The following is a 22,688-nucleotide window of genomic DNA, read 5'->3' as shown; positions in this document are numbered from 1 at the left end:
AGCTAAGTGGGGGTAGTTGACCGCCAACTCTCCTATAAACCGTTTTCATCAATCTCATTATACAAGTTACTACTATACAAATAATGAAAATGATTTGAACAAATTGTGACAAAATTATAATGGAAAAGGCGAACCAGCTAGCGCTAACGTGCGCAATCGTTTCACTTCATGTGGCGATAGCTCGCGATAGTCTCCAGGATTGAGCCCTTTTAAATCTAAAAAAGCGTAGCGTTCTCGTTTTAATTTCAATACAGGATGACCGATGGCTTCAAACATGCGACGCACTTGGCGATTTCGTCCTTCATGAATGTGCAGTTCAACAATCGCTGTTTGTTTTCGTTTATCGATCGATAACACTTTCGCTTTCGCCGGTGCCGTCATACCGTCTTGTAACGCTACTCCTTTTTCCAGCTGTTTTATTTTTTCACGCGCTGGAATACCTTTTACTTTTGCGATGTACACTTTTTCAATTTCATAACGCGGATGCATTAATAAATTTGCAAACTCCCCATCATTTGTTAACAGCAGCAATCCTGACGTATCGTAATCTAACCGTCCAATCGGATAAATACGTTTGTTTACATGTTTAAAAAAGTCAGTCACTACTTTTCTTCCTTTTTCATCTTTTACGCTCGAAATAACACCGCGCGGCTTGTACAACAAATAATATACCGGCTCTTCGCGCTCAAGCGGAATACCGTCTACTTCAATGCGATCTTGCGGGCTTACTTTCACCCCAAGTTCAGTCACTACTTTTCCATTCACTTTTACTTTTCCTTCGACGATCAATTGCTCTGCTTTTCTTCGCGATGCAACACCTGCACGAGCAATCACCTTTTGTAATCGTTCCATTTCATTCACCTCACTATATAGTTTTACCACATTCGGTAAAGGAGTTCAAAAATAAGAAAGGAGAAAATCGCATAGAACGCGACTTTCTCCTAGCAACGCTTGTATGAAGGAAAAGAAACAATAACAAAAGAAATAAGCAGTAACCAAACGATTTTCACTTGAAAAAACATATATAAAAAGAACAATAAAACAAGACCAACCAAATAGAAAGCAATAGCTTTCCTTCTCATCGAACCCACTGTTTTGTTTACAAACATGTAATGTAGCCATGAAATAAACAGATGAAACATATATAAAATCAAAAATATAGCTGTAAAAACAACAATACTTCCCGGACTACTCATCTCGTTAGAAAAAAGAGGGTGTTCAATCATCAGAAGTACCAAGCTATATACAAAACTTAAAATAAAGGATAAAACAGTAATATTTAGAATCAATCTCTTGTTTTCAGTCATTCCCCACACTCACACCAATCTAAACATCGTATTTTATTATTCAAACCAGTCGATCCCGTATACTCTGATCATGTTACCAATATATCTGTCATCGGGCAACAAGCATATCGACCGCTTCATTTCCCAAACATCCATAATACAATAATAAATGATACGATAAAGCTAATGAGATCTGCAAGTAAGCCGACTTTTAGGGCATCGCCCATTTTGCGAATGCCGACGGCACCAAAATAAACGGTGAGCACGTATAACGTCGTTTCTGTACTTCCTTGAATCGTGGAGGCTAACCGCCCGATAAATGAATCTGGTCCGTATGTTGCGATTAAGTCCGTCACAATGCCGAGCGATGCCGTTCCTGAAATCGGACGGATGATCGCAAGCGGAACGACTTCAGACGGCAGTCCGAGCGGGACGATGAACGGTTTTATATATGAAATAAAAAAATCAAGCGCACCGGAAGCGCGAAAAACGGAGACAGCAACGAGCATACCAACTAAATACGGAATGAGAGAAAAAGCGATTTGAATTCCCTCTTTTCCCCCTTCAACAAACGCCTCATACGTCGGCACACGCTTGTACGTTCCATGCAACAAAATGCAAGCGATTAAAATAGGAATGAGCCAAAGCGATAAAAATTGAATAACCTGCATCACAGTCCTCCTTTTTTCCGCCTCCGTATGTAAAACGCGCGGTCAATCATAATCGCTGATATTGTCGAAATAAGGGAAGCGACAAATGTCGTGCCAATAATTTCTCCAGGTGAAGCTGATTGATATGTCATGCGAATCGATATGACCGTCGCGGGAATAAGCGTAACGCTTGCGGTATTTAAAGCGACAAACGTAACCATCGAACGGCTCGGTTCGTCTGTTTGACCGTTTAATTGCTTCAATTGCTCCATCGCTTTAATGCCAAGGGGAGTCGCAGCATTGCCGAGCCCAAACATATTTGCAATCATGTTCGATAATATATACCCGAGCGCAGGGTGGTCAGGCGGCACTTCCGGAAAAATTTTTTTCGCAATTGGTCGAAACAAATGAGCAAAAAACGAAAGTAGCCCAGACTGTTCGGCAATTTTCATTAAACCGAGCCAAAAAACGAGCACGCTAATAAGCCCAATGCTAATTGTCACCGCTTCTTTCGCCCCTTGAAACATCGCCTCATTGACGTCTTTCATCGTTCCGTTTATCGCAGCAAACACAAGCCCAATAAGTAAAAGCGCAACCCAAATGAGATTAACCATCGCTGCCCACCCCTAACAGCCGATCAAAAAAAGAACGCTTTTTCTTTTTCTGCTTATAAAAAATAGGGGTGTCGTCAACTTTTTCGTTTCCGATGTATAGCTCAGCCCTTCCAACGACAGACGGCACGCCTGTCTCTTTCCAGCGCTCTTGTGGACGAAGCAATTTTCGCTCTAAACGAATTAACGACTCTTCTTTTTTTGTGACCGGATATATAAAATCGCGTGCAACAAACAAATGATGATCATAAAAAGGATCGTCTATATCTTTCACAATCGTATCTGCTTTAATCTTTACAAGTTCATAATTCGCAAATCCATGCTCATACATCGCGATATGATCGTTCCAATCGTCCCCTGCGTTAATGGTGACCGCAATCAGTTCAAGACCATCTTTTGAAGCGGTTGTCACTAATGTACGCTTCGCTCGCTTTGTATACCCTGTTTTTCCACCTGTACAATATTCATACAAATGCGTCAACAGTTTATTTTTATTGGGCCAAACACGGTCCCAATCTTCTGTCGGATTTGGGGCACGATACAATTTCGTTCCTGACACTTCGCGAAATTGTTCATTTTGCATCGCATACCGCATAAGTAGCGCCATATCATACGCAGTGGAATAATGGTTTTCGGCATCATCTAACCCGTGCGGATTCGCAAATTGTGTATTTGTCATCCCGATTTCCGCTGCTTTTTCATTCATTAAAAAGACAAACCCTTCAACGCTGCCACCCACGTGCTCAGCGATCGCCACCGCTGCATCATTTCCAGAACGAAGCATAAGCCCATACACTAAATGCTTTAATGCAATTTTTTCTCCTGGCTTCAAGTAAATCGAAGATCCTTCTGTGCGAACTGCCCGTTCACTTACCGTCACAAGCTCTTCCCATTTTCCCGATTCGATTGCTAAAATGGCTGTCATAATTTTTGTAATGCTCGCAATGCGTCGTTTCGTATGGGCATCTTTTTCAAATAGCACTCGTCCTGTCGTTTGTTCCATTAAAATCGCGCTTTTCGCACTAACCGACATCGCTTTTGCTTCATTCGGAAAAAGCGAACCAAAAAAACAAAGCACGATCATCCATATGAACCATTGCCGTCGCATACACTCTCATCCCTTTGTCCGTTTTGTACAAGTGTATGCGCCAGTCAATGATGTATGACAAAAAGACCGCTACATGACGCGGTCTTTTGCTTTTACAAATCGTCGCGCGACATCTCCACGTTCAAGCTCCATCTTTAATCGCTCAAGCGCCTCTTCATCTACAAATGGCTTTACACGCTCAAGCCACGTTTGCACGTGATGAATATATTGTCGCATACAAACACACCTCCTTCGGCATCATATGCAATAAAGACACACGCAGCTTCTTAGAGCTTGGTGAAATAAATTATACTCAACAGGACTTAATACAATTGCTGGTGAATGATTTTATACGAAATGTGCGTCGAATTTCGGACCCAAATCATATTTATCATAAATTATTGTTGCGCGATCGCAGGCCAGTTAAGGTTAATTCCAAACGTATAAAACCGAATACTGGGGAAATGTCAATAGTTGAAATTGAGTTTAGAATTAAGAGAAGTTTAGTGCTACGTTTAGAAGTTTTGTTGGCCGATATAGCTGAACTGTATCCTGATAGTAAATTTTCGATTGAGAATGTTTTAGAGATCATTTATTGTGACTTTATTGAGGCGTATAAAAATGGAAATTTGAAAAATGTTGTTGAGAAAATTATTGAAAACGCTCAAAGGTCAATATGAATAAAATTTGACACTTCAGTTATTTAGTTCTTCTCTTAGGGTTTTATGATAAGAAAAACTCTTTAAAACTTTTCTCTTTTTTATTAAAATTATACAAAAGAGTTTGTTTAATCTAGTTTCCAGAAAAAGGTGGGAATGTAAATGAAGAAAATAATTCTTCCTGTAATTTTATTTGTCAATCTTGTTTTTATAGTGGGTTACCTCATAGATACTGGGTTCCCCTTCGGTTCTTTATGGCTGGTATGGCTACCCTTTTTCGTTGCTGGTATCATCCTGTCCATTATGTTTCTGGTTCGTTATAGAAAGGAATCCAATGCTAGCCTGTTTTTATCGCTTGCTGTCTTGTTAAGTAGCCTTAGTTCTTTAGGTCTTTGGAGTTTTTATTATTATTTAGCTCGTGTTATGGGAGGATAAGAGCACGAAAAGAGAAGGTTGGAATAGACCTTCTCTTTTCATAAAAACATTTAGCAAATGCTTCCTAGTTTTCCTTGAGAGCACAATAATCCAAACTCGGCAACCATCCACCAGCCCGGATCATAAGTAGCGTTTGCACAGAGATATAATTCGTAATCGCAACCATCGTCTCCTTTACCAAAATTAGCCCAACAACGATCGTGAGCTTGGCAGCATCGGTCTAATGCGTTAATTGGTGTTCCACTTCCACACTTGGCTCCACAGTACTTGTAGTAATAATATTTTCCACTACCAGAATCATAGAAAACTAAGCATCCCTCATACCAGGCTTCAGGTGCGATTTCACCTTCAGTTATTTTGTCAGCCCCCATTGGGTTTTTAAGTTCTTCTACAAACAAGAAGTAAGAAGCTTCAAAAGGAATTTCAAATTCAATTTCAACTGAATTATCTTTGACAATGGTTTTTCTGATTACTTTTTTTCTGTTTTTTAGAGCAGAGAAATGAGCTTTAATTCTAAACTCGTCCTCATCCTTCAAAGCCTGAATAATCGCCTCATCATTTAACTTTACAAATATAGCATCTATTGTTTTTCCGGTACCAAAAGTAAGTTTTAAAGCATCTGTTTCCTTTACATCTTCTACTGTATGGTGTCTTGAAATTTCGGAAACTAATAAAGCAAATTCATCACTGTTATTAAGCTCTTCAAGTAAAGCATTCTTACTTTCAGTTTCTAATTCCTGGCTTTTAATTAGTACGGCCATTCTAATATCCTCCTTTTTCATTTTTATGGACAATCACAATATTGAAAAGCTAGAGCTCCACTAGGTAGCACTTTAAAAGTTGCAGGACAGCTCTCCCCATAATGGCAGCAACTACGATGTGGCGCACAAATCAATGGGGCAGAAGGAAGAATTATTTTTTTTCATCCTGCCTTTTCATTATTCGTGTTCACCTCTCTTTCTCTCTATTAATAAAGGTGTATTTTCTTTTGAAAAACTCTAAAAAAGACAAAAAATTTTTTTGAGTTTTTTCTAGTTGTTTTCACCTATAAAGATAGAGAAAAAATGAGGGAGGTAATAAAAATGAGCTACTCAATTACGGTTTATACCAACCCGTTTTGTGGGGATTGATGAGAAAATTAAAAAATATAATCAAATCAAAATTGATCTTCTTAAAATAGTTAAGTGTATTGATTGTTGTGCGGAAGATGAAAAAGAACTTTACCAGAATATTGCCATAGAATACTCAAAGGAACTAAAACGTTTGAAGAAATCCATTGAGTCTGCATATGATGTAAAGATATGTGGTTGCTGTTTCTATTTAGACGAAAAGGAATAATACCAACAAAAAGTAGAGGACATACTATAAGACAATTTTGGGATGAAAAAAGCCGATTTTTCCTACGCTAAGGAATCATCGGCTTTTTTATTTATTGGCAATAACTAAAAAGAGAGCTGCTAAGCTTGTTAGCAGCTTCTTATTGTGATTGAATCATTTTTGTTCGGTAGTCTGTTTCGTAAAACTCGAGCTCTTCACGCATCGTTTGAAAATCAGCCTCAATCGCATGGAGCAATTGTTGTAACGATGGAGGAGCAGGTTGTCTCAATTTAATTGAATGTCTTCCTGTATACGCTGAACGGCTATCTTCATACCATAAATCGCGTTTTGGCGTAAAAAATTCTGCCACACATGAATGATAAATTTTGTATAACGCTTGTTCCGCGGCAGCTTTTCGAAACGGCTCTTCTTGAAGGACGATGCGACATGCGTCAATTCCCTCTTCACCATATACGGCTAAACGGCGTAAATCCGCAAGCACCCCTTCATAATAATGGCGGTCGCCCGCACATTCCGCCTGCATTTGTTCAATCGTCGTTTCGTTTAAATAACGAGTAATTTGTTCTACAATGCCACTTAGCAACTGCTCGACTTGCTTCGTTTGGTTAAAAACAACAGTATTACCCATCTCCATCCTCCTTTACGGTTGCGCAATAAATAAAAGCGGTGATTTCACATCGTACGCTCGTTGTTTTGCAAGCGACTCAAATACTTCAGGCAATTTCGCAAAGTCGATCGATGAAAAATAGCGACGAAGCTCTTCTTCCTCACTTACATATACACGTTTTCGCGTCCGAAGTGATGGATCGGCGAGCAAACAAACGAGCGCGACAATATCTTTAAAATATACGTCTTTCCCACCTGCTTGAAATACAGGATCTTGTTCATACGGCGTCCATTGTGAAAAACGCTCATCGAAATATCGAACATATAACACACGCAACGTTCGCTCTGTTCCATCGTCGTCAACAAACGTTACTTCCGAACGGTTAAAAAAATCTTCCGACGTATTCGGCTGTGCTTTTTGTAATTCGTATCCATAACAAGAAATAATTTTCACAAACGATACACCCCTTTTTCCAACAACGAAGCTACATTTATTTTACCATAAATTATGAATCATGCGAAAAATTTTATCATTCCCATAAAAAGAAGCCCAAAGAAAAAACGAAAACTCATTGTTGCTCGCTCGCTTCTTGCAGTTGTTCGTTTAGACGTTCGAAAAATAAGTCGGCTTCGCGTTCTTCTTCTTGTTCGTCCCATTCTGGAAGAGGCGGAAGTTCGTCTAACGTCTTTAAGCCAAAGTAGTCTAAAAACTCTTTCGTCGTTCCATATAAAATCGGGCGACCTGTTCCTTCTGCGCGACCTACTTCTTTAATTAACGCTTTTCCTAATAGAGTTTGAAGCGGTTTATCGCTTTTCACGCCACGAATATGTTCAATTTCCGCGCGCGTAATTGGTTGGCGGTATGCGATGATCGCTAACGTTTCTAGCGCAGCTTGTGACAACGATGACGTCGCTGGTGACTCAACAAGTTTTTGCAAATATGGAGCACATTGTTTTTTCGTCACAAGCTGAAGTGTTCCTGCCATCTCGACGACCATAATGCCGCGCTCCGCTGTTTCATACATATGCTTCAATTGTTGCACAAGTTCATATACACGTTCTTCTTGTATATCAAGCACATCAGCCAGTTGCTTGTATGTTAATCCTTCTTCTCCGGCAGCAAACAATAGCGCTTCCATTATCGCTAGTTCATTCATATCGATCACCTTTTCGTCGAATATATAAATCAGCAAAATTATTTTCTTGCTCGACAACGATTTCGTTTCGTTTCATCAGTTCAAGCAAGGCTAAAAACGTCACGACAATTTGCTCGCGATCGTCATACGGAAATAAATCGTAAAAGTTCATTCGTTCTCCGTGTTTTAATATGTGTAAAATTTCTTCCATCCGTCGTCCGATCGGAATTTCTTGACGTGCTACTTTCGTATGAAGTGGCTTTTGTAATTTTTTCCGCCGCAACAATTTCGCAAGCGCCCCGAGCATATCGTACAAATCGACATCAAGTGCAAGCGGTGCACCGTTTGCCGCATAAGCGGTCAAATCGCTCGGCGGCTTCGTAAATAAAAGCGCTCGCTCTTCTTCTCGCTCACGCAACTGTTTCGCTGCTTCTTTAAACTTTTTATACTCGATTAACTGTTGCATTAATTGCTCACGCGGGTCTTCTTCGATAAATAATTCTTGATCCTCCAGCGTTTCTTCATGTTTTGGCAACAACATTTTACTTTTCATTTCAATAAGCGTTGCCGCCATTACTAAATATTCGCTCGCTACATCGAGCTGCAATTCTTTCATCGCGTGAATGTAAGCCATATATTGCTCCGTAATTTGTGCGACGGGAATATCGTAAATATCAATTTCATAGCGATGAATTAAATGCAGTAATAAATCAAGCGGCCCTTCAAATTGATCTAATTTTACATGACAATGCACATTCATCCCACCTTTATTCATAAGTAATAGTATAATATACGTAAGCATATGAAAAAAGGGGGCCTTCGTTTGTATCCAAAAGCATATATCGAATATTTACTTCATTTTCACGCTACGCGCGATTATTTTGAATGCCATGAAGTGCTGGAAGAACATTGGAAACAAACAGGCGAACATGTATGGGTCGGCTTCATTCAGCTCGCGGTTGGGATGTATCATTATCGCCGGGGAAATATTGCGGGAGCAAAACGAATGTTTACAAAAGCAATGAACGTATGCCAAAGAGAAAAACAAGCATACGAAGCGCTAGGGATACATGCAGAGCAACTTCTATCTCTCATTCATACATATATGAATCGAATCGATCATGGACAACCGTATGAAAGCACTTGCTTGCCGATCATTGATGCTTCCTTGTTACATATATGTCAACAGCAATGTGGGCAAAAAGGGCTCGTATGGGGAGAAAAAAGTGATATGACAAATGAATATCTCATTCATAAACATAAGTTGCGCGACCGAAGTGATGTCATCGCTGAACGCGAACGACAAAAACAAAAAAGACAGGGACGCTGATCCCTGTCATTGTTCACATCTATCCAAAAACGGAGCGGTCGTGTCATTGGCACATAACGACTTATTTGGATACAATTCTTTTAATGCTTTCACCATTTGTTTTCCAATTCCTTGATGGCGATGGGACGGATTAACGCTAATATGCTGCACTTCAACCGCATGTTCGCGCACAATCACACCGATAATGCCAATAAAATCTTCGTCTTGCTTCCATAAAAACAGCTGCCAATCATCGTTTGTCTCGTAGTTTTTCATCGTTTGTTGAAGCTGTTTTAAGTCTTTTTCATTTGGCATAAACGACAAAAGACCCATCGCAATTTTCTCATAGTTTTTTCGATAGCGAACTAGCATACGAATCCCTCATTATCGACAAGACTTATTGTTTACTCGCTATTGCTATTATAAACGGTCTTGTCGCTTTTTTAAACATTTTTTAAGAAAATGCGCGCGTGACATTCGCCATTTCAATCGCGCTGAGCGCTGCTTCCCAACCTTTATTTCCGGCTTTTGTCCCAGCGCGTTCAATCGCTTGTTCAATCGTATCTGTCGTCAGCACGCCAAAAATAACAGGGATTCCTGATGAAAGCGCCGCATGAGACGTTCCTTTCGCTACTTCATTACATACATAATCGTAATGGCTCGTTGCTCCGCGAATCACAGCACCAAGCGTAATGACAGCATCATATTTTTTCGACTCCGCCATTTTTTTCGCGACAAGCGGAATTTCAAATGCCCCCGGCACCCAAGCAACATCAATATGTTGTTCCTCTACTCCGTGGCGCTTTAATCCATCAAGTGCACCGCTTAGCAATTTACTTGTAATAAATTCGTTAAATCGCGCAACAACGATGCCTACTTTTAACCCTGTTCCAACTAAATTTCCTTCATATACGTTCATCTCATTCTCCTCCTTAAAAGTGCAACATATGTCCTAGCTTTTCGTATTTTGTTCGCAAATAGCGCTCGTTATGGCGTTTTGCTGGCATTTGCAACGGAACGCGCTCAACGACTTCTAAGCCGTATCCTTTCAATCCAGTAATTTTGCGCGGATTGTTCGTCAATAAACGCATTTTTGTGACACCTAAATCTTTTAAAATTTGCGCACCGATTCCATAGTCGCGCAAATCTGGCGCAAAGCCTAATTTTTCGTTGGCTTCCACCGTATCATATCCTTGTTCTTGCAACTTATAGGCGCGCAATTTGTTTAATAAACCGATGCCGCGACCTTCTTGGCGCATATATAACAATACCCCGCGACCTTCTTCTTCGATTTGCGCTAATGCGGCATGAAGTTGTGGGCCACAATCGCAACGATGCGAGCCGAATACGTCACCTGTTAAACATTCAGAATGAACGCGCACGAGCACAGGTTCATCTGGGATGATTTCTCCTTTGACGATGGCGATATGTTCTTTTCCGTCTAACGTATTTGAATATCCAATGACTTTAAATTCGCCAAAATCGGTTGGTAGCGTAATTTCGACTTCGCGTTTGACGAGCTTTTCTTTCCGGTTGCGATAGGCGATTAAATCTTTAATCGTAATCATTTTCATATCAAATTTTTCGGCGATTTGTTTCAAATCAGGTACGCGCGCCATCGTTCCATCATCTTTTATAATTTCGCAAATGACGCCTGCCGGTTTCGCCCCACAAAGACGTGCTAAATCGACAGCTGCTTCCGTATGTCCAGCGCGGCGTAATACCCCACCTTTTTTCGCGACAAGCGGAAAAATATGACCTGGTCGTTTAAAATCGCTTGCTTTTGCTTCTGGATTGAGCATTTCTTGAATCGTCAACGAGCGCTCAAATGCGCTAATGCCTGTCGTTGTCGCTTTATGGTCAATACTGACGGTAAAAGCGGTCCCGTGCGCATCTGTATTATGGTTGACCATTGGCGTTAAATCAAGCCGATCGGCTAGTTCTTCTGTAATCGGCACACACACGAGGCCGCGGCCATGCGTAATCATAAAATTAATGACTTCCGGTGTCGCCTTTTCGGCAAGCGCTACAAAATCGCCTTCGTTTTCACGGTCTTCGTCATCGCAAACGATAATAATTTTTCCTTGCATTAAATCGTAAATGGCTTCTTCAATGGTATGAAACATCGCGCTCACTCCTTATATCCGTGCTCTTGCAAAAATTGCATCGTCAATCCTTCACGTTTACCGCTGACAAACTGTTCAACATATTTCCCAATGATGTCACATTCAATATTGACAACATCACCAACTTTTTTTGCCCCTAAAATCGTCGCTTCACGCGTATGCGGAATGAGCGAAATCGTAAACGTTCGGTCGGTTAAACCGAAAATCGTCAAGCTTGTGCCATCGACAGCAACAGAACCTTTTAAAATCATATATTTACGCAAATGACTTGGCACTTCAATGTCATAATAAACAGCGTTTGCGACAGGCTGTTTACGAACGATGCGTCCGACACCATCGACATGCCCCGAAACGAAGTGCCCACCAAAACGACCGTTTGCTGCCATCGCTCGTTCTAAATTTACTTTCGCTCCTACTGTAAGCGTGCGAAGCGATGTTGCCCGCACCGTCTCAGGCATGACATCGACAGTAAAAAAGCGATCTGTAAATGACGTCACTGTTAAACAAACGCCATTTACCGCAATGCTGTCACCGAGCTGTACGTCTTGTAACACTTTTTGTGCCCCGATCGTAAAGACGATCGCTTCCCCTGTTTGTTTCATTTGTTGAATCGTGCCGATTTCTTCAATAATTCCTGTAAACATGGCGATCATCCTTTAGCAACGATTTTTATATCTGGTCCGATCATTTGAACATGTTTCACTTGCAAGCGAAGCGCATCAATCATTCGTCCAAAACCTTCTCCGCCGATTGCTGAAGGTGCTTCATTCCCACCGATTAGCATCGGTGCCATATATGCTAGCACTTGTTGAACGGAACGCGAAGATAAAAAGCTGCCGTGCACATGGGCTCCACCTTCAACAAAGATGGACATGATGTTACGCTTACCAAGTTCACGTAAAAAAGATGGTATATCAATTTTATTCTCATTCATGCGAATCATTTGTACACCTGCACGTTCATATGGCTTCATTTGTTCTTCTGTGACGTGATGGCCGACGACGATCCATGTTGGCGCCATCTGATCTGTGACAACATTCGCATGAAGCGGTGTGCGCAAATGCGTATCAAGCACAATACGAATCGGTTGCTTCCCTTCATGACCGAAACGAACAGTTAAACTCGGATCATCCGCCAAAATCGTGCCAACGCCGACAACGATCGCATCGTGCATACGTCGCTCGCGATGCACGTCACGCCGCGCATCTTCCGACGTAATCCATTTGCTTTCGCCCGTTTTTGTTGCAATTTTCCCATCTAAGCTCATTGCATACTTTAACGTCACATACGGCGTTTTCGTTGAAATATAATGAAAAAACATTTCGTTTAACGCATCCGCCTCTTCTTTCAACACTCCGACGGTAACATCAATTCCTGCTCGCCTTAATTTTTCAACGCCTTTTCCTGCAACGAGTGGATTCGGGTCCGTCGTCGCCACAACGACACGTTTCACCTTTTTTTCAATTAACAAATCGGCACAAGGAGGCGTCCTTCCATAATGACTGCACGGTTCAAGCGTCACATAAACGGTTGCTCCTTCCGCTTTCTCGCCTGCCATGCGCAACGCATGGACTTCTGCATGTGGCTCTCCTGCTTTTAAGTGCGCCCCAAAGCCGACAATTTCACCATTTTTCACAACAACTGCGCCAACGAGCGGATTGGGCGATGTTTGTCCACGTGCTGATTCAGCTAACTGTAATGCGAAACGCATATATTGTTCGTCCATCTCGCACCACCTTTCTTTCTTTATAAAAGATAAAAACCCTAGGAACGATGTCCTAGGGCAAGATGTATGTGAAGATCGCCTTTTTTGCATAGCAAAAATAACTCATCGCCAGACTTATTTTTCTAATAAGTGGCGTGAGTTTTCGGCAATCCTTCTCCCATCCAGACTATACTGTCGGCTCCGGAATCGCACCGGATCATGCCTTAACGGCTCGCGGGCTGAGAAACATACGTTTCATTACCGCCGGTCGGGAATTTCACCCTGCCCCGAAGGATGCGTTTATTCCATTTTTATTCATTATAGCACAATAAAACGAAATGTCTATTACTTTGCAATAAACAGCCAATACATTGCTCCCCAAACGAAACTAACGAGTAAAAGGATGAAAAATAATACCCAGTTTTTTTTCATCGCTTCATCGTCCCTTTTATTGTTCGTCCCACACCTTTACTTCTTTCATGACATCACCATTTTTCATCGCCTTTACAACATCCATTCCAGCGGTGACTTGACCGAATACGGTATGCACACCATCTAAATGCGGCTGCGGCTCATGGCAAATGAAAAACTGGCAACTTCCTGTATCACGTCCGCGATGCGCCATCGATATCGCACCTTCGATATGTTTATGCGGATTGTTATCTGTTTCACACGGAATCGTATAACCTGCATCGCCTGTTCCGTTTCCAATCGGACAGCCACCTTGACTTACAAATCGCTTAATGACACGATGAAACGTCAACCCGTTATAAAATCCTTCATTCGCTAGTTTTTCAAAATTCGCAACCGTTGTTGGCGCTTCATTCGGGAATAGTTCAAACTCCACCTTTCCACCGTTCTCCATTAAAATGTATCCTTTTTTCTTCATGAAACTTTTCCACCTTTCTATCGTAAAAACAAACGTAACTTCATTTTACTATATTTCTCTTCTATGTTCACGCAAATGTTTGTACAATAGTATGGAAGATGTTGAAGGAGGTTATGAAATGAAGAAGTGGTTTACGATATTTATTTTATTGCTGTTTATGATCCCATCGGTTAGTTTAGCAGATGCGATTGAAGGGGACGTCATTATTACGCTCGGCGAAAATTTAACAGAACAGCAAAAACAACAAATATTAAAAGAAATGAATGCGCCAGACAACGCTGAAATCATTACGGTTACAAATGAAGAAGAGCATAAATATCTCGGCGGCATTATTCCGAAAGGACAAATTGGAACAAAAGCGATTTCGTCATCAAAAATTACAATTGGTGCACCTGGTTCGGGGTTGCAAGTCGAAACAAACAACATTAACTGGGTAACAAAAGAAATGTATATGAACGCCCTAATTACGGCAGGAGTCAAAGATGCGGTCATTTACATTACTGCACCGTTTCCTGTATCAGGAACTGCCGCACTAACAGGGTTAATGAAAGCGTACGAGCTTTCATCGAATGAAGTCATTCCTGATGAAGTGAAAAAAGTAGCAAATGAGGAAATGGTAAAAACGGCACAACTTGGCGAATCAATCGGAAATGACAAAGCGGTCGCACTGCTGGCGAAAATTAAAGAAGAAATAGCGAAAAATCCACCGCAAACAGATGCAGATATGCGCGCGCTTATTGAGCGCGTCGCCCAAGAGCTTGGCATTACGTTGACAGAAGACGAAATCAATAGCTTGCTTTCTTTATTGAATAAAATGAAAAACGTCAACATTGATTGGAATCAAGTGAACGAGCAGCTTGCCCAAGCGAAAGACAAGCTATCGGCCTTTTTACAAACAGAAGAAGGTCGAACGTTTATTCAACGCATCGTTGACATTTTACGCGAAATATGGAACGCCCTTCGCGGAGCGTTTGGATCATAAAAATAACCGAGGTGACAACCTCGGTTATTTTTTCACTCTCGGTCTTAACGGCAAATCTAGCCGAATTAAATCTTCATACGTTTCACGTTTTACAACAAGCGTGGCCTCACCATCTTCAACAAATACAACTGCTGGCCGCGGGATGCGATTATAGTTGTTCGCCATTGCATAGCCGTAAGCACCTGTGCAAAACACAGCTAAGTAATCGCCCGGTTCCGCTTTTGGAAGTGGTAAATCCCAAATGAGCATATCCCCGGATTCACAACATTTGCCTGCGATCGCTACCACTTCTTCACAACGATCAAGCATGCGGTTGGCAAGCACTGCTTCATATTTGGCTTCATAAAGCGCCGGACGAATGTTGTCACTCATTCCCCCGTCTACCGCGATATACTGCCGAACGTTTGGCACCTCTTTACGGGAACCAACTGTATAAATCGTTGTCCCTGCATCCCCGACAAGCGAGCGACCTGGCTCAATCCAAATTTCTGGAAATGACAAGTGAAATAAGGCGACGTTTCGCTTCACTTCTTCAATAATTTGTTCTACATACTGTTCTGGTGCGAGTGGATCATCTTCTTTCGTATAACGAATACCAAAACCGCCACCAAGATTGACAACTTGCGCAGTAAAATCATACATATCACGCCATGTAGCAAGTTTTTCAAATAGCTTTTTCGCTGCCAGCACAAAACCTGTCGCATCAAAAATTTGCGAGCCAATATGACAATGAATACCGAGTACATGGACATGTGAGGAAGCGAGAGCACGTTGCAACGCTTCATCCGCTTGTCCGTTATGCAAGTCAAACCCGAACTTCGAATCTTCTTGACCTGTTAAAATATAGTCGTGCGTATGCGCTTCAATACCTGGTGTCACACGTAATAAAATAGGCATCGTATATTCATGCATGCGACAAAGCTGTTGCAGTAGCTCTAGCTCATAAAAATTATCGACAACGACGCAACCGATTTTTGCTTCAATTGCCATTTTCAATTCTTCTTTACTTTTATTGTTGCCGTGAAAATGAATGCGTTCTACCGGGAAACGAGCGGTTAATGCGGTATACAACTCCCCGCCAGAAACGACATCGAGCGACAAACCTTCTTGTTCCATTAATTGTACGATTGCCATCGTCGAGAAAGCTTTGCTTGCATACGCGACTTGCGCACGTACGCCATGTTGCTCAAACATTCGTTTGAACGCTCGCGCGCGCTCCCGAATAAGAGCAACATCATAAATATAAAGCGGTGTTCCATATGTACGAGCAAGTTCAATCGTATCAACGCCTCCGATTTCTAAATGCCCACGGTCGTTAATTCGCATCGTTCCATGCATAATTACACAGTCCCCCTGATGATTCCGAAATAATTAAAGAAAACGTACCATAAATTTTGGTACGTTTCAACCTTTTTATGTTGGCTGCTTTTGCTTATTTTGTGGATGTACGATGCTCGGGCGAACCGATGAACCAGCCACAGATCGCCGAACGATAATTTGCATAAATGCCTCGGGATCAAATGGAATAAACGGCCATAAATATGGGGTATTTAATGAGCGAATGTTAGCCAGGAAAAGTAAAAACACTGTAACACCAATCATAAACCCAGGTACACCAAACAACGCAATGACAATTAACAATAAAAGACGGGAAATTTTATTGGCCATGCCCAATTCATAGCTCGGCGTAGCAAAGGAACCGATCGCAGCAACAGACACGTATAAAATGACTTCTGGCACAAACAATCCGACATCAATGGCGATTTGTCCAATTAATGCTGCTGCAATGAGGCCCATCGCAGTTGACAATGGTGTTGGAGTATGAATGGACGCCATGCGTAAAAACTCAATACCGATATCTGCTATAAGGAGCTGCGCAAAAATAGGAATGTTTGTTTTTTTGTTTGGACCGATGAACGCTAATTTTTCTGGCAATAACGTCGGATCAAGAACGAACACAAACCAAAGTGGCAGTAAAAAAAGCGAAGCTAAAATGCCTAAAAACCGCACCCATCGCACGAACGTTCCTACCGCCGAAGATTGCCGATATTCTTCCGCATGTTGAACGTGATGAAAATACGTTGTTGGCGTAATAATGACACTTGGTGACGTGTCAACCATGATGATGACATGCCCTTCTAATAAATGCGTAGCAGCGACATCGGGACGCTCCGTATAACGAACAAGCGGATACGGATTGTATCCTTGTTTCACTAAAAATTCTTCGATCGTTTTATCGGCCATCGTTAACCCATCAATTTTAATTTCACTTAATTCTTTTTTTATTAATTCAACAAGCCCTGGATCAGCCACATCTTGAATATAGGCGATACAAATGTCCGTTTTTGAACGCTCACCCACTTGCATCATCTCAAAGCGAAGCCGCTCATCACGAATGCGTCGGCGAGTGAGTGCTGTATTGATGATAATATTTTCAACATATCCGTCACGTGCCCCACGCACAACCTTTTCTGTATCCGGTTCTTCCGGTAGACGTCCTGGATAGCTCCGCACATCGACAGCAAACGCTTGCGTTTCACCGTCAATAAATAGTAAAATAAGCCCGGTTAACAAAAAGTCAACCGCTTCATCTAGACTTTTTACAGGATTCACTTGTTGGTGGACAATGCGATTTTCGATAATTTCAAGTAACTTAGCCGATTGTCGCTCGCGATCGTTTATTTGTACGAGCATTTCAAGCAATTCGATAATATATTTTGTATCACAAAGCCCATTACAATAATATAAATGAACGTCTGTTTTTAAAATGTGTAGCTTGCGAACACCTAAATCGAAGCTCGTTCCAACTCCTATGGCGTCTTTAAAAAACTGTTCGTTTTCACTCAACTTCGAAGAAATCGGTGTGCGATTTTCTGTTTTCATCGCGTCCGCTCCTTTCAAGAATATATTCAATGGCTTTTCGCGTAATCGGACAACCGTTGCGAATATCGTCACGACGCCTCATTTTTCCGATGTCACCGATTCCAACGATGATAGGAATCGGCAAATCATCTAAACAATAGACGGTATCGCCATTGATCCGACCGAATTCCCACTCGCGAATACCTTCTTTATCGACACCGTACGTTGTGAAATTCCCATCATAATCGATGCAAATATTTACTTTTGTCCACTCTTGGTTGTTCGTATTAGACGCAACCGCAATGGCTCCTAGCACATCAATTTGTTCGTGTGTCGCAACATCTCGAAGCGCTTGTTCGCCCGCACCTTCACCGATAATCCCGCTATCGTCAAACATGACGAAAACAGGGTCATACGGTGTTTGCAAAATGAGATCGACAAGCTGCTTGCCTGTTAAGCGTGATGGATTGCCTTGCGATTGGCTAATACAGCGACCGCCAAGTTGTTTCGCTAACGACTCAAGCGCACGTTGCACATGATGGTCTCCATCTGTCACTAAAATGACTTTTCTTTTTTTCATCCAATCCTTCCTCTCGGCTTACAAACAATAGCGGTCATCCATGCAACAAATATCGGAAATGAAACAAAAAAGACGACATTTGTAAAGTCCCCCGTTTTTATCGCTTGTATGCAAGAAGCACCAACATGAACAAGCGTTGTTTCGATCCCTGCATGCGATAATGATTGAAAACGCTCGTACAATCCACTTGTCTCCACGATCATGCCGACGAGTACAAATATCGTCATCATACGAATAAATGACCATTTCATAAGCAATAATTGCCCGATAAGCGATAACACGCCACCGATAACAAATGCGTATACGTACGTGTCCATGTTTACATCACCGCTTCAATCGCAATCGCATGAGCAATTGCAGGAATCGTTTGGCTTTGTTTGACCATTGTCGCATTAAATAACGCCCCCGTTGCTACAACAAGCATCGTGTTTATTTTTTTCTCTTTCATTCGCTCAAGAAAATAGCTATATGTGACAACTGCACAACATGCGCAGCCGCTTCCACCAGCAAACGCTTGTTGTTCTGCATCATAAATGAGCACACCACAATCATCATATCGCTCGCTAATGTTCATGTTTGCATCATGACACAACGACTTTAGTTCGCTGCTCCCTACTTTTCCTAAATCTCCCGTAATAATGACGTCGTATGCGTTCGGTGAAAGCCGACAGTCCTGAAGATGTTGGCTAATCGTTGCAAATGCAGCCGGCGCCATGGCCCGCCCCATATCAAGCGGGTCGGTTACACCGCTATCAATGACCCGACCAATCGTTGCTGCACGAATGCGAAACGGTGAACGCATCGTGCTTAATAGCGCAGCTGCTCCGCCAGTGACAGTCCACGATGCACTCTCCCCTTTTTGAACACCGATCGTCGTCGGAAAACGAAATTGGCGCTCAGCTGCTCCATAATGGCTGCTCGTCGCAACTAACACGCGGCGAGCAAACGCACCATCAATAAACGTTGCAGCAACGAGCATCGCTTCCGTAATCGTTGAACAAGCGCTAAATACGCCTAAAAACGGGATGTCTAGTTCACTTGCAACATAATTTGCAGTAACTGTTTGATTAAGTAAATCTCCCGCAATAAATAAATCCACATCTTGAGTTAATACTTGTCCTTTTGTCAAACAAATCGTAATTGCTTCTTTCATAAGTCGCCGTTCCGCTAACTCCCAACTTTGTTCATGGCAATATAAATCGTCGTATGCGCGATCAAACGATGAACCGAGTGGACCTTGACGCTCTTTCGGTCCAACGACCGTGCCGACCGATTCGATATAAATGTCATTGTCAAACACCATCGTTTGTTCCCCTATTTTCCTCATCTTCGTCCCCCTTTATAAAAATAGTGCCGCAACATAAGACGCCACCACTAATGTAACAATGATGCTTCCACCAACAGAAAGCATATGTTCTGCCGCCCCTTCGTTTCGATGCTCCAATGCGGTGGCGCTCCATACATTTGCTAAACTCATCATCGGCACAATCATTCCTGCTCCTGCAAATTGCGTCAACTTCCGATAAAATCGGGTCGGCGTTAATATCGCAGCACATACCATGAGCGTTCCATTCATCCATCGCACCGCTTCTCCTTCATTCATATGGAACCATAGACTGTACATATCACGGAATACTTGTCCCACTACCGCAATCAATCCACCTGCTAAAAAAGCTTTGAACATATACTTCCTCCTATCGATCGACAAAATATATCCAATGAAAAAGAGAACCTACTACTTTGCCAAATACCATCGCCATTAATAAAATGACAATTTGTCCATCAATGCCGAGCCGCTTGGCTAAAATTGGGAACACGTTTAATACTTCTGTTAAGGCCGCGGCAAGCATGCCGACAAATACGCCGCTAAATAATCCGATGACACTTGCTAAAATAGGTGGACAAGAAAAAAGGGGTTCTCGCAAGCTCATCCAGCTGCTTACAACCGCACCAAGTACAACACCCCGTTCATACGTCGCAATCCATTTCATCGTTTTAGTTAATTGCGTTAAGCGTGGGATGACGCCAAGAACAGTTAAAAACGCGACAAAACCAGAACCGACAGCTAGCCCTCCTGCCAATCCGACAAACGCTACAACAAACTCACGAATCATCATCCATTCGCCTCATCGTCTCTTTATTTTCATGCATAATGACATATTGATCGAGCGATTGTTGGTATTGAAACATCTCAACTTCAAGTGGGCTCGGTTCTTCGTTAATTCGCTTTTTAAAAAAGTGATTAAAAAATAAAATCATACCAAGTCCAAGCCCGAGTGAATACGGAATTTGAAACCATAACGGTTTTTCTACTTCTTTCCCTGTAATTACCCGATACAGCCGTTGTTGTACTTGCTGCATGCTCACATCTTCGTGAAAGTTCATAATCGCAAGACCGGAGCCAATGAATAGAAGAAGCCATACGATTGGGACGTACAAATACCCCCATCGCTTTTCCTCATAAACGACTTCAACGATCGTTTGCGACGGTCCAAGTGATTGAATATCGTCTTGAGGAACAACGTTCATTAACGCTTTCATCACATGCATCACATCAATAATGACAATGTTGCGATCTTTTTTCTGCACCGTATAAATAGGAGTTTGTACAACATCATCGATTCGTTTTGTTGCGACAACTTGTGCCACATCCCCTACCCGAATCGTTGCATTCGGCTTCACTTGAATACGATGACGCATTTTAAAAAAAATGGTTTCTTTCATGATCGACACCTTGCTTCCATCATTGTATCTATAGTATGAGATATGACTCGCATCCATATGCATAAAAAACCCGAACGGACTTATTCATCCATTCGGGCTTTCATTTGTTGTAATATTTTTTTCTCCAAACGAGACACTTGCACTTGAGAGATGCCTAATCTAGCTGCCACTTCTGATTGGGTTTGATCTTTATAATAACGCAAGTAAACGATAAGCCGCTCACGTTCGTCAAGCTCTTCCATCGCTTTTTTTAACGCAATTTTGTCAAACCAAACGTCTTGCTCATCTGCAATTTGATCGAGCAACGTAATCGGATCCCCGTCGTTTTCATACACCGTTTCATGAATCGATGCTGGCGAACGAATGGCTTCTTGCGCTAATACGACGTCCTCTGGTGAAATATGCAAAAACTGTGCAATTTCATTCACTGTCGGGACGCGTCCATTCCGCTTTGATAATTCGTCTTTTGCTTTTCTAATTTTATTGCCAATTTCTTTTAATGAACGGCTCACTTTTACCGACCCGTCATCGCGAATAAAACGTTGAATTTCTCCAAGAATCATCGGCACTGCGTATGTTGAAAACTTGACGTCATACGATAAATCAAATTTATCGACCGATTTCATTAAACCGATACAGCCAATTTGAAACAAATCTTCTGGCTCATATCCGCGGTTTAAAAACCGTTGCACAACCGACCAGACAAGCCGCATATTTTTTTCAATAATCTCATCGCGCGCCTGTTGGTCCCCTTGTTGACTCCTCCGAATAAGCTCTTTGATCTCATGATCTTTGACAGCTTGTACCTCGACATCCATAGGCACGTCTCCCTTAATTGCATAGCGCTTTGCTTTTCGTTAAATGCTTAATCAACTCCACAGTCGTTCCTTCGTTAACTTTCGAATAAATATTTACTTCATCCATAAAGTTTTCCATAATCGTAAATCCCATACCAGAACGCTCAAGCTCTGGCTTTGTCGTAAATAACGGCTGCCGCGCTTCTTCGACGTTTTCAATTCCTTTCCCGTGATCGCGAATCGTTAAATGGACGGTATGTCCTTCAATAATCACAGAAATATATACGACGCCGCTTGGATCATTTTCGTAGCCATGAATAATCGCATTTGTCACCGCTTCAGATACGACCGTTTTAATTTCCGTTAACTCGTCAAGCGTCGGATCGAGTTGCGCAACAAACGCAGCAACCGTCACACGAGCAAACGATTCGTTTTGGCTGAGGGCGGAAAACTGAAGATGCATTTCATTTCTCATTTACGCCACCCCCAACGTTTGTAATGCATACTGTTCGTTCACTTCTAGACGAATAATTTTAAACAGCCCTGACATATCAAACAAACGCTTAATTGATGGAGAAACAGAGCAGACGACCATCTCTCCACCCATGCGCTGTATTTGCTTATATCTCCCTAAAATAACACCTAACCCTGAACTATCCATAAATGTTAACTCGTTTAAATTTAAAACGATTGCTTTTATTCGCTCACGCTCTAACACATCAGTTACAGCGGCTCGCAACTGTTCCGCTGTATGATGATCTAACTCGCCAGCTAGTCGAATAAGCAATACGTGTTGTTTTACTTCTAATTGAATGGATAAACTCACCATCGTTTCCTCCTTATCCGTTTAGGTTAAGGAAGAATTCGATTTGTTTATGCTTCAATCCTTCTTCCCGACAAAACTAG

31 protein-coding genes and 1 riboswitch are annotated in these 22,688 nt (G+C 41.9%); of the genes, 4 read left to right on the top strand and 27 right to left on the bottom strand.

What is annotated here, in order from left to right:
- Positions 1-114: 114 nt before the first annotated feature.
- From rluB to ABEV15_RS12570, 5 genes are all read right to left on the bottom strand, one after another.
- On the bottom strand, positions 115-852 hold the full coding sequence (gene rluB, locus ABEV15_RS12590; RefSeq protein ID WP_498853407.1) for a 23S rRNA pseudouridine(2605) synthase RluB: 738 nt from the start codon (positions 850-852) through the stop codon (positions 115-117).
- Between the two features lie 571 nt (positions 853-1,423).
- A complete protein-coding gene (locus tag ABEV15_RS12585) occupies positions 1,424-1,957 on the bottom strand; it encodes a spore maturation protein (RefSeq protein ID WP_088223242.1) in 534 nt (177 codons plus the stop codon).
- Positions 1,957-2,550 (bottom strand): nucleoside recognition domain-containing protein, encoded by a 594-nt coding sequence (locus tag ABEV15_RS12580; protein ID WP_498853406.1) that lies wholly within the window; start codon positions 2,548-2,550, stop codon positions 1,957-1,959. The genes ABEV15_RS12585 and ABEV15_RS12580 overlap by 1 nt, the downstream gene beginning before the upstream one ends.
- A complete protein-coding gene (locus tag ABEV15_RS12575) occupies positions 2,543-3,655 on the bottom strand; it encodes a D-alanyl-D-alanine carboxypeptidase family protein (protein WP_498853405.1) in 1,113 nt (370 codons plus the stop codon). The genes ABEV15_RS12580 and ABEV15_RS12575 overlap by 8 nt, the downstream gene beginning before the upstream one ends.
- Before the next feature lie 69 nt (positions 3,656-3,724).
- A complete protein-coding gene (locus tag ABEV15_RS12570; RefSeq protein WP_004889746.1) occupies positions 3,725-3,871 on the bottom strand; it encodes a hypothetical protein in 147 nt (48 codons plus the stop codon).
- A gap of 95 nt (positions 3,872-3,966) precedes the next feature.
- Between ABEV15_RS12570 and ABEV15_RS12565 the strand changes: the two genes are divergently transcribed.
- Positions 3,967-4,314 carry a hypothetical protein gene (locus ABEV15_RS12565; protein ID WP_498853404.1) on the top strand — a complete coding sequence of 116 codons (348 nt, stop codon included), beginning with the start codon at positions 3,967-3,969 and terminating at the stop codon, positions 4,312-4,314.
- 141 nt (positions 4,315-4,455) lie between these two features.
- Positions 4,456-4,728, top strand: a complete 273-nt coding sequence (locus ABEV15_RS12560; protein WP_035018403.1) for a hypothetical protein — start codon at positions 4,456-4,458, stop codon at positions 4,726-4,728.
- Positions 4,729-4,778: 50 nt separating this feature from the next.
- Here ABEV15_RS12560 and ABEV15_RS12555 read toward each other — a convergent pair whose 3' ends face one another.
- From ABEV15_RS12555 to ABEV15_RS12535, 5 genes are all read right to left on the bottom strand, one after another.
- Positions 4,779-5,489 (bottom strand): hypothetical protein, encoded by a 711-nt coding sequence (locus ABEV15_RS12555; protein ID WP_498853403.1) that lies wholly within the window; start codon positions 5,487-5,489, stop codon positions 4,779-4,781.
- Positions 5,490-6,205: 716 nt separating this feature from the next.
- Complete coding sequence (locus ABEV15_RS12550; RefSeq protein ID WP_035047266.1) at positions 6,206-6,694, bottom strand: YpuI family protein; 489 nt, start codon at positions 6,692-6,694, stop codon at positions 6,206-6,208.
- A gap of 12 nt (positions 6,695-6,706) precedes the next feature.
- Complete coding sequence (locus ABEV15_RS12545; protein WP_498853402.1) at positions 6,707-7,126, bottom strand: hypothetical protein; 420 nt, start codon at positions 7,124-7,126, stop codon at positions 6,707-6,709.
- Positions 7,127-7,241: 115 nt separating this feature from the next.
- The gene (gene scpB, locus ABEV15_RS12540; protein WP_498853401.1) at positions 7,242-7,829 is read right to left on the bottom strand and encodes an SMC-Scp complex subunit ScpB; all 588 of its coding nucleotides are present in this window, start codon (positions 7,827-7,829) and stop codon (positions 7,242-7,244) included.
- Positions 7,822-8,568: a segregation/condensation protein A gene (locus tag ABEV15_RS12535; RefSeq protein WP_498853400.1), complete on the bottom strand. Its 747-nt coding sequence runs from the start codon at positions 8,566-8,568 to the stop codon at positions 7,822-7,824. The genes scpB and ABEV15_RS12535 overlap by 8 nt, the downstream gene beginning before the upstream one ends.
- A gap of 63 nt (positions 8,569-8,631) precedes the next feature.
- Here ABEV15_RS12535 and ABEV15_RS12530 point away from each other — a divergent pair, with 63 nt between their 5' ends.
- Positions 8,632-9,138: a DUF309 domain-containing protein gene (locus tag ABEV15_RS12530; protein ID WP_240468780.1), complete on the top strand. Its 507-nt coding sequence runs from the start codon at positions 8,632-8,634 to the stop codon at positions 9,136-9,138.
- A gap of 6 nt (positions 9,139-9,144) precedes the next feature.
- Here ABEV15_RS12530 and ABEV15_RS12525 read toward each other — a convergent pair whose 3' ends face one another.
- The 6 genes from ABEV15_RS12525 to ABEV15_RS12500 all read right to left on the bottom strand — a co-directional run bounded on the left by ABEV15_RS12525 (position 9,145) and on the right by ABEV15_RS12500 (position 13,837).
- Positions 9,145-9,489, bottom strand: a complete 345-nt coding sequence (locus ABEV15_RS12525; RefSeq protein ID WP_429630949.1) for a GNAT family N-acetyltransferase — start codon at positions 9,487-9,489, stop codon at positions 9,145-9,147.
- 82 nt (positions 9,490-9,571) lie between these two features.
- Positions 9,572-10,036, bottom strand: coding sequence for a 6,7-dimethyl-8-ribityllumazine synthase (ribH, locus tag ABEV15_RS12520; RefSeq protein ID WP_498853399.1), 465 nt, complete (start codon positions 10,034-10,036; stop codon positions 9,572-9,574).
- A gap of 13 nt (positions 10,037-10,049) precedes the next feature.
- On the bottom strand, positions 10,050-11,243 hold the full coding sequence (locus tag ABEV15_RS12515) for a bifunctional 3,4-dihydroxy-2-butanone-4-phosphate synthase/GTP cyclohydrolase II (RefSeq protein ID WP_055440705.1): 1,194 nt from the start codon (positions 11,241-11,243) through the stop codon (positions 10,050-10,052).
- Positions 11,244-11,248: 5 nt separating this feature from the next.
- Positions 11,249-11,887 carry a riboflavin synthase gene (ribE, locus tag ABEV15_RS12510; RefSeq protein WP_163149800.1) on the bottom strand — a complete coding sequence of 213 codons (639 nt, stop codon included), beginning with the start codon at positions 11,885-11,887 and terminating at the stop codon, positions 11,249-11,251.
- A gap of 5 nt (positions 11,888-11,892) precedes the next feature.
- Positions 11,893-12,969, bottom strand: a complete 1,077-nt coding sequence (gene ribD, locus ABEV15_RS12505; protein ID WP_498853398.1) for a bifunctional diaminohydroxyphosphoribosylaminopyrimidine deaminase/5-amino-6-(5-phosphoribosylamino)uracil reductase RibD — start codon at positions 12,967-12,969, stop codon at positions 11,893-11,895.
- A 145-nt stretch (positions 12,970-13,114) separates the two neighbouring features.
- A riboswitch (FMN riboswitch) is annotated at positions 13,115-13,247 on the bottom strand.
- Positions 13,248-13,396: 149 nt separating this feature from the next.
- The gene (locus ABEV15_RS12500; RefSeq protein ID WP_009373790.1) at positions 13,397-13,837 is read right to left on the bottom strand and encodes a peptidylprolyl isomerase; all 441 of its coding nucleotides are present in this window, start codon (positions 13,835-13,837) and stop codon (positions 13,397-13,399) included.
- 118 nt (positions 13,838-13,955) lie between these two features.
- Between ABEV15_RS12500 and ABEV15_RS12495 the strand changes: the two genes are divergently transcribed.
- The gene (locus ABEV15_RS12495) at positions 13,956-14,819 is read left to right on the top strand and encodes a DUF1002 domain-containing protein (protein WP_498853397.1); all 864 of its coding nucleotides are present in this window, start codon (positions 13,956-13,958) and stop codon (positions 14,817-14,819) included.
- Between the two features lie 24 nt (positions 14,820-14,843).
- Here ABEV15_RS12495 and lysA read toward each other — a convergent pair whose 3' ends face one another.
- From lysA to spoIIAA, 11 genes are all read right to left on the bottom strand, one after another.
- Positions 14,844-16,157 (bottom strand): diaminopimelate decarboxylase, encoded by a 1,314-nt coding sequence (gene lysA, locus ABEV15_RS12490; protein ID WP_498853396.1) that lies wholly within the window; start codon positions 16,155-16,157, stop codon positions 14,844-14,846.
- Between the two features lie 75 nt (positions 16,158-16,232).
- Positions 16,233-17,702 carry a spore germination protein gene (locus tag ABEV15_RS12485; RefSeq protein ID WP_498853395.1) on the bottom strand — a complete coding sequence of 490 codons (1,470 nt, stop codon included), beginning with the start codon at positions 17,700-17,702 and terminating at the stop codon, positions 16,233-16,235.
- Positions 17,659-18,261 carry a stage V sporulation protein SpoVABEA gene (spoVAEA, locus tag ABEV15_RS12480; RefSeq protein ID WP_498853394.1) on the bottom strand — a complete coding sequence of 201 codons (603 nt, stop codon included), beginning with the start codon at positions 18,259-18,261 and terminating at the stop codon, positions 17,659-17,661. Before spoVAEA ends, ABEV15_RS12485 begins: the two co-directional genes overlap by 44 nt.
- Positions 18,258-18,578 carry a SpoVA/SpoVAEb family sporulation membrane protein gene (locus ABEV15_RS12475; RefSeq protein WP_429630967.1) on the bottom strand — a complete coding sequence of 107 codons (321 nt, stop codon included), beginning with the start codon at positions 18,576-18,578 and terminating at the stop codon, positions 18,258-18,260. The genes spoVAEA and ABEV15_RS12475 overlap by 4 nt, the downstream gene beginning before the upstream one ends.
- A 2-nt stretch (positions 18,579-18,580) precedes the next feature.
- Complete coding sequence (spoVAD, locus tag ABEV15_RS12470; protein WP_429630969.1) at positions 18,581-19,588, bottom strand: stage V sporulation protein AD; 1,008 nt, start codon at positions 19,586-19,588, stop codon at positions 18,581-18,583.
- A gap of 12 nt (positions 19,589-19,600) precedes the next feature.
- A complete protein-coding gene (locus ABEV15_RS12465; RefSeq protein WP_429630971.1) occupies positions 19,601-19,945 on the bottom strand; it encodes a SpoVA/SpoVAEb family sporulation membrane protein in 345 nt (114 codons plus the stop codon).
- A gap of 10 nt (positions 19,946-19,955) precedes the next feature.
- A complete protein-coding gene (locus ABEV15_RS12460) occupies positions 19,956-20,375 on the bottom strand; it encodes a stage V sporulation protein AB (RefSeq protein ID WP_498853393.1) in 420 nt (139 codons plus the stop codon).
- Positions 20,365-20,985, bottom strand: a complete 621-nt coding sequence (locus ABEV15_RS12455; RefSeq protein ID WP_498853392.1) for a stage V sporulation protein AA — start codon at positions 20,983-20,985, stop codon at positions 20,365-20,367. Before ABEV15_RS12455 ends, ABEV15_RS12460 begins: the two co-directional genes overlap by 11 nt.
- Before the next feature lie 80 nt (positions 20,986-21,065).
- Complete coding sequence (gene sigF / locus ABEV15_RS12450; protein ID WP_429630975.1) at positions 21,066-21,803, bottom strand: RNA polymerase sporulation sigma factor SigF; 738 nt, start codon at positions 21,801-21,803, stop codon at positions 21,066-21,068.
- Between the two features lie 13 nt (positions 21,804-21,816).
- Positions 21,817-22,257 (bottom strand): anti-sigma F factor, encoded by a 441-nt coding sequence (spoIIAB, locus tag ABEV15_RS12445; protein ID WP_004889709.1) that lies wholly within the window; start codon positions 22,255-22,257, stop codon positions 21,817-21,819.
- Positions 22,258-22,608, bottom strand: coding sequence for an anti-sigma F factor antagonist (spoIIAA, locus tag ABEV15_RS12440; protein ID WP_429630978.1), 351 nt, complete (start codon positions 22,606-22,608; stop codon positions 22,258-22,260).
- Positions 22,609-22,688 lie beyond the last annotated feature (80 nt).

Origin of the sequence: Bhargavaea massiliensis (assembly GCF_050480245.1) — a bacterium.
Taxonomy (GTDB): Bacteria; Bacillota; Bacilli; order Bacillales; family Anoxybacillaceae; genus Anoxybacillus.
The sequence above is the reverse complement of the archived record's forward strand: the minus strand, read 5'-3'. Positions and strand labels throughout refer to the sequence as shown.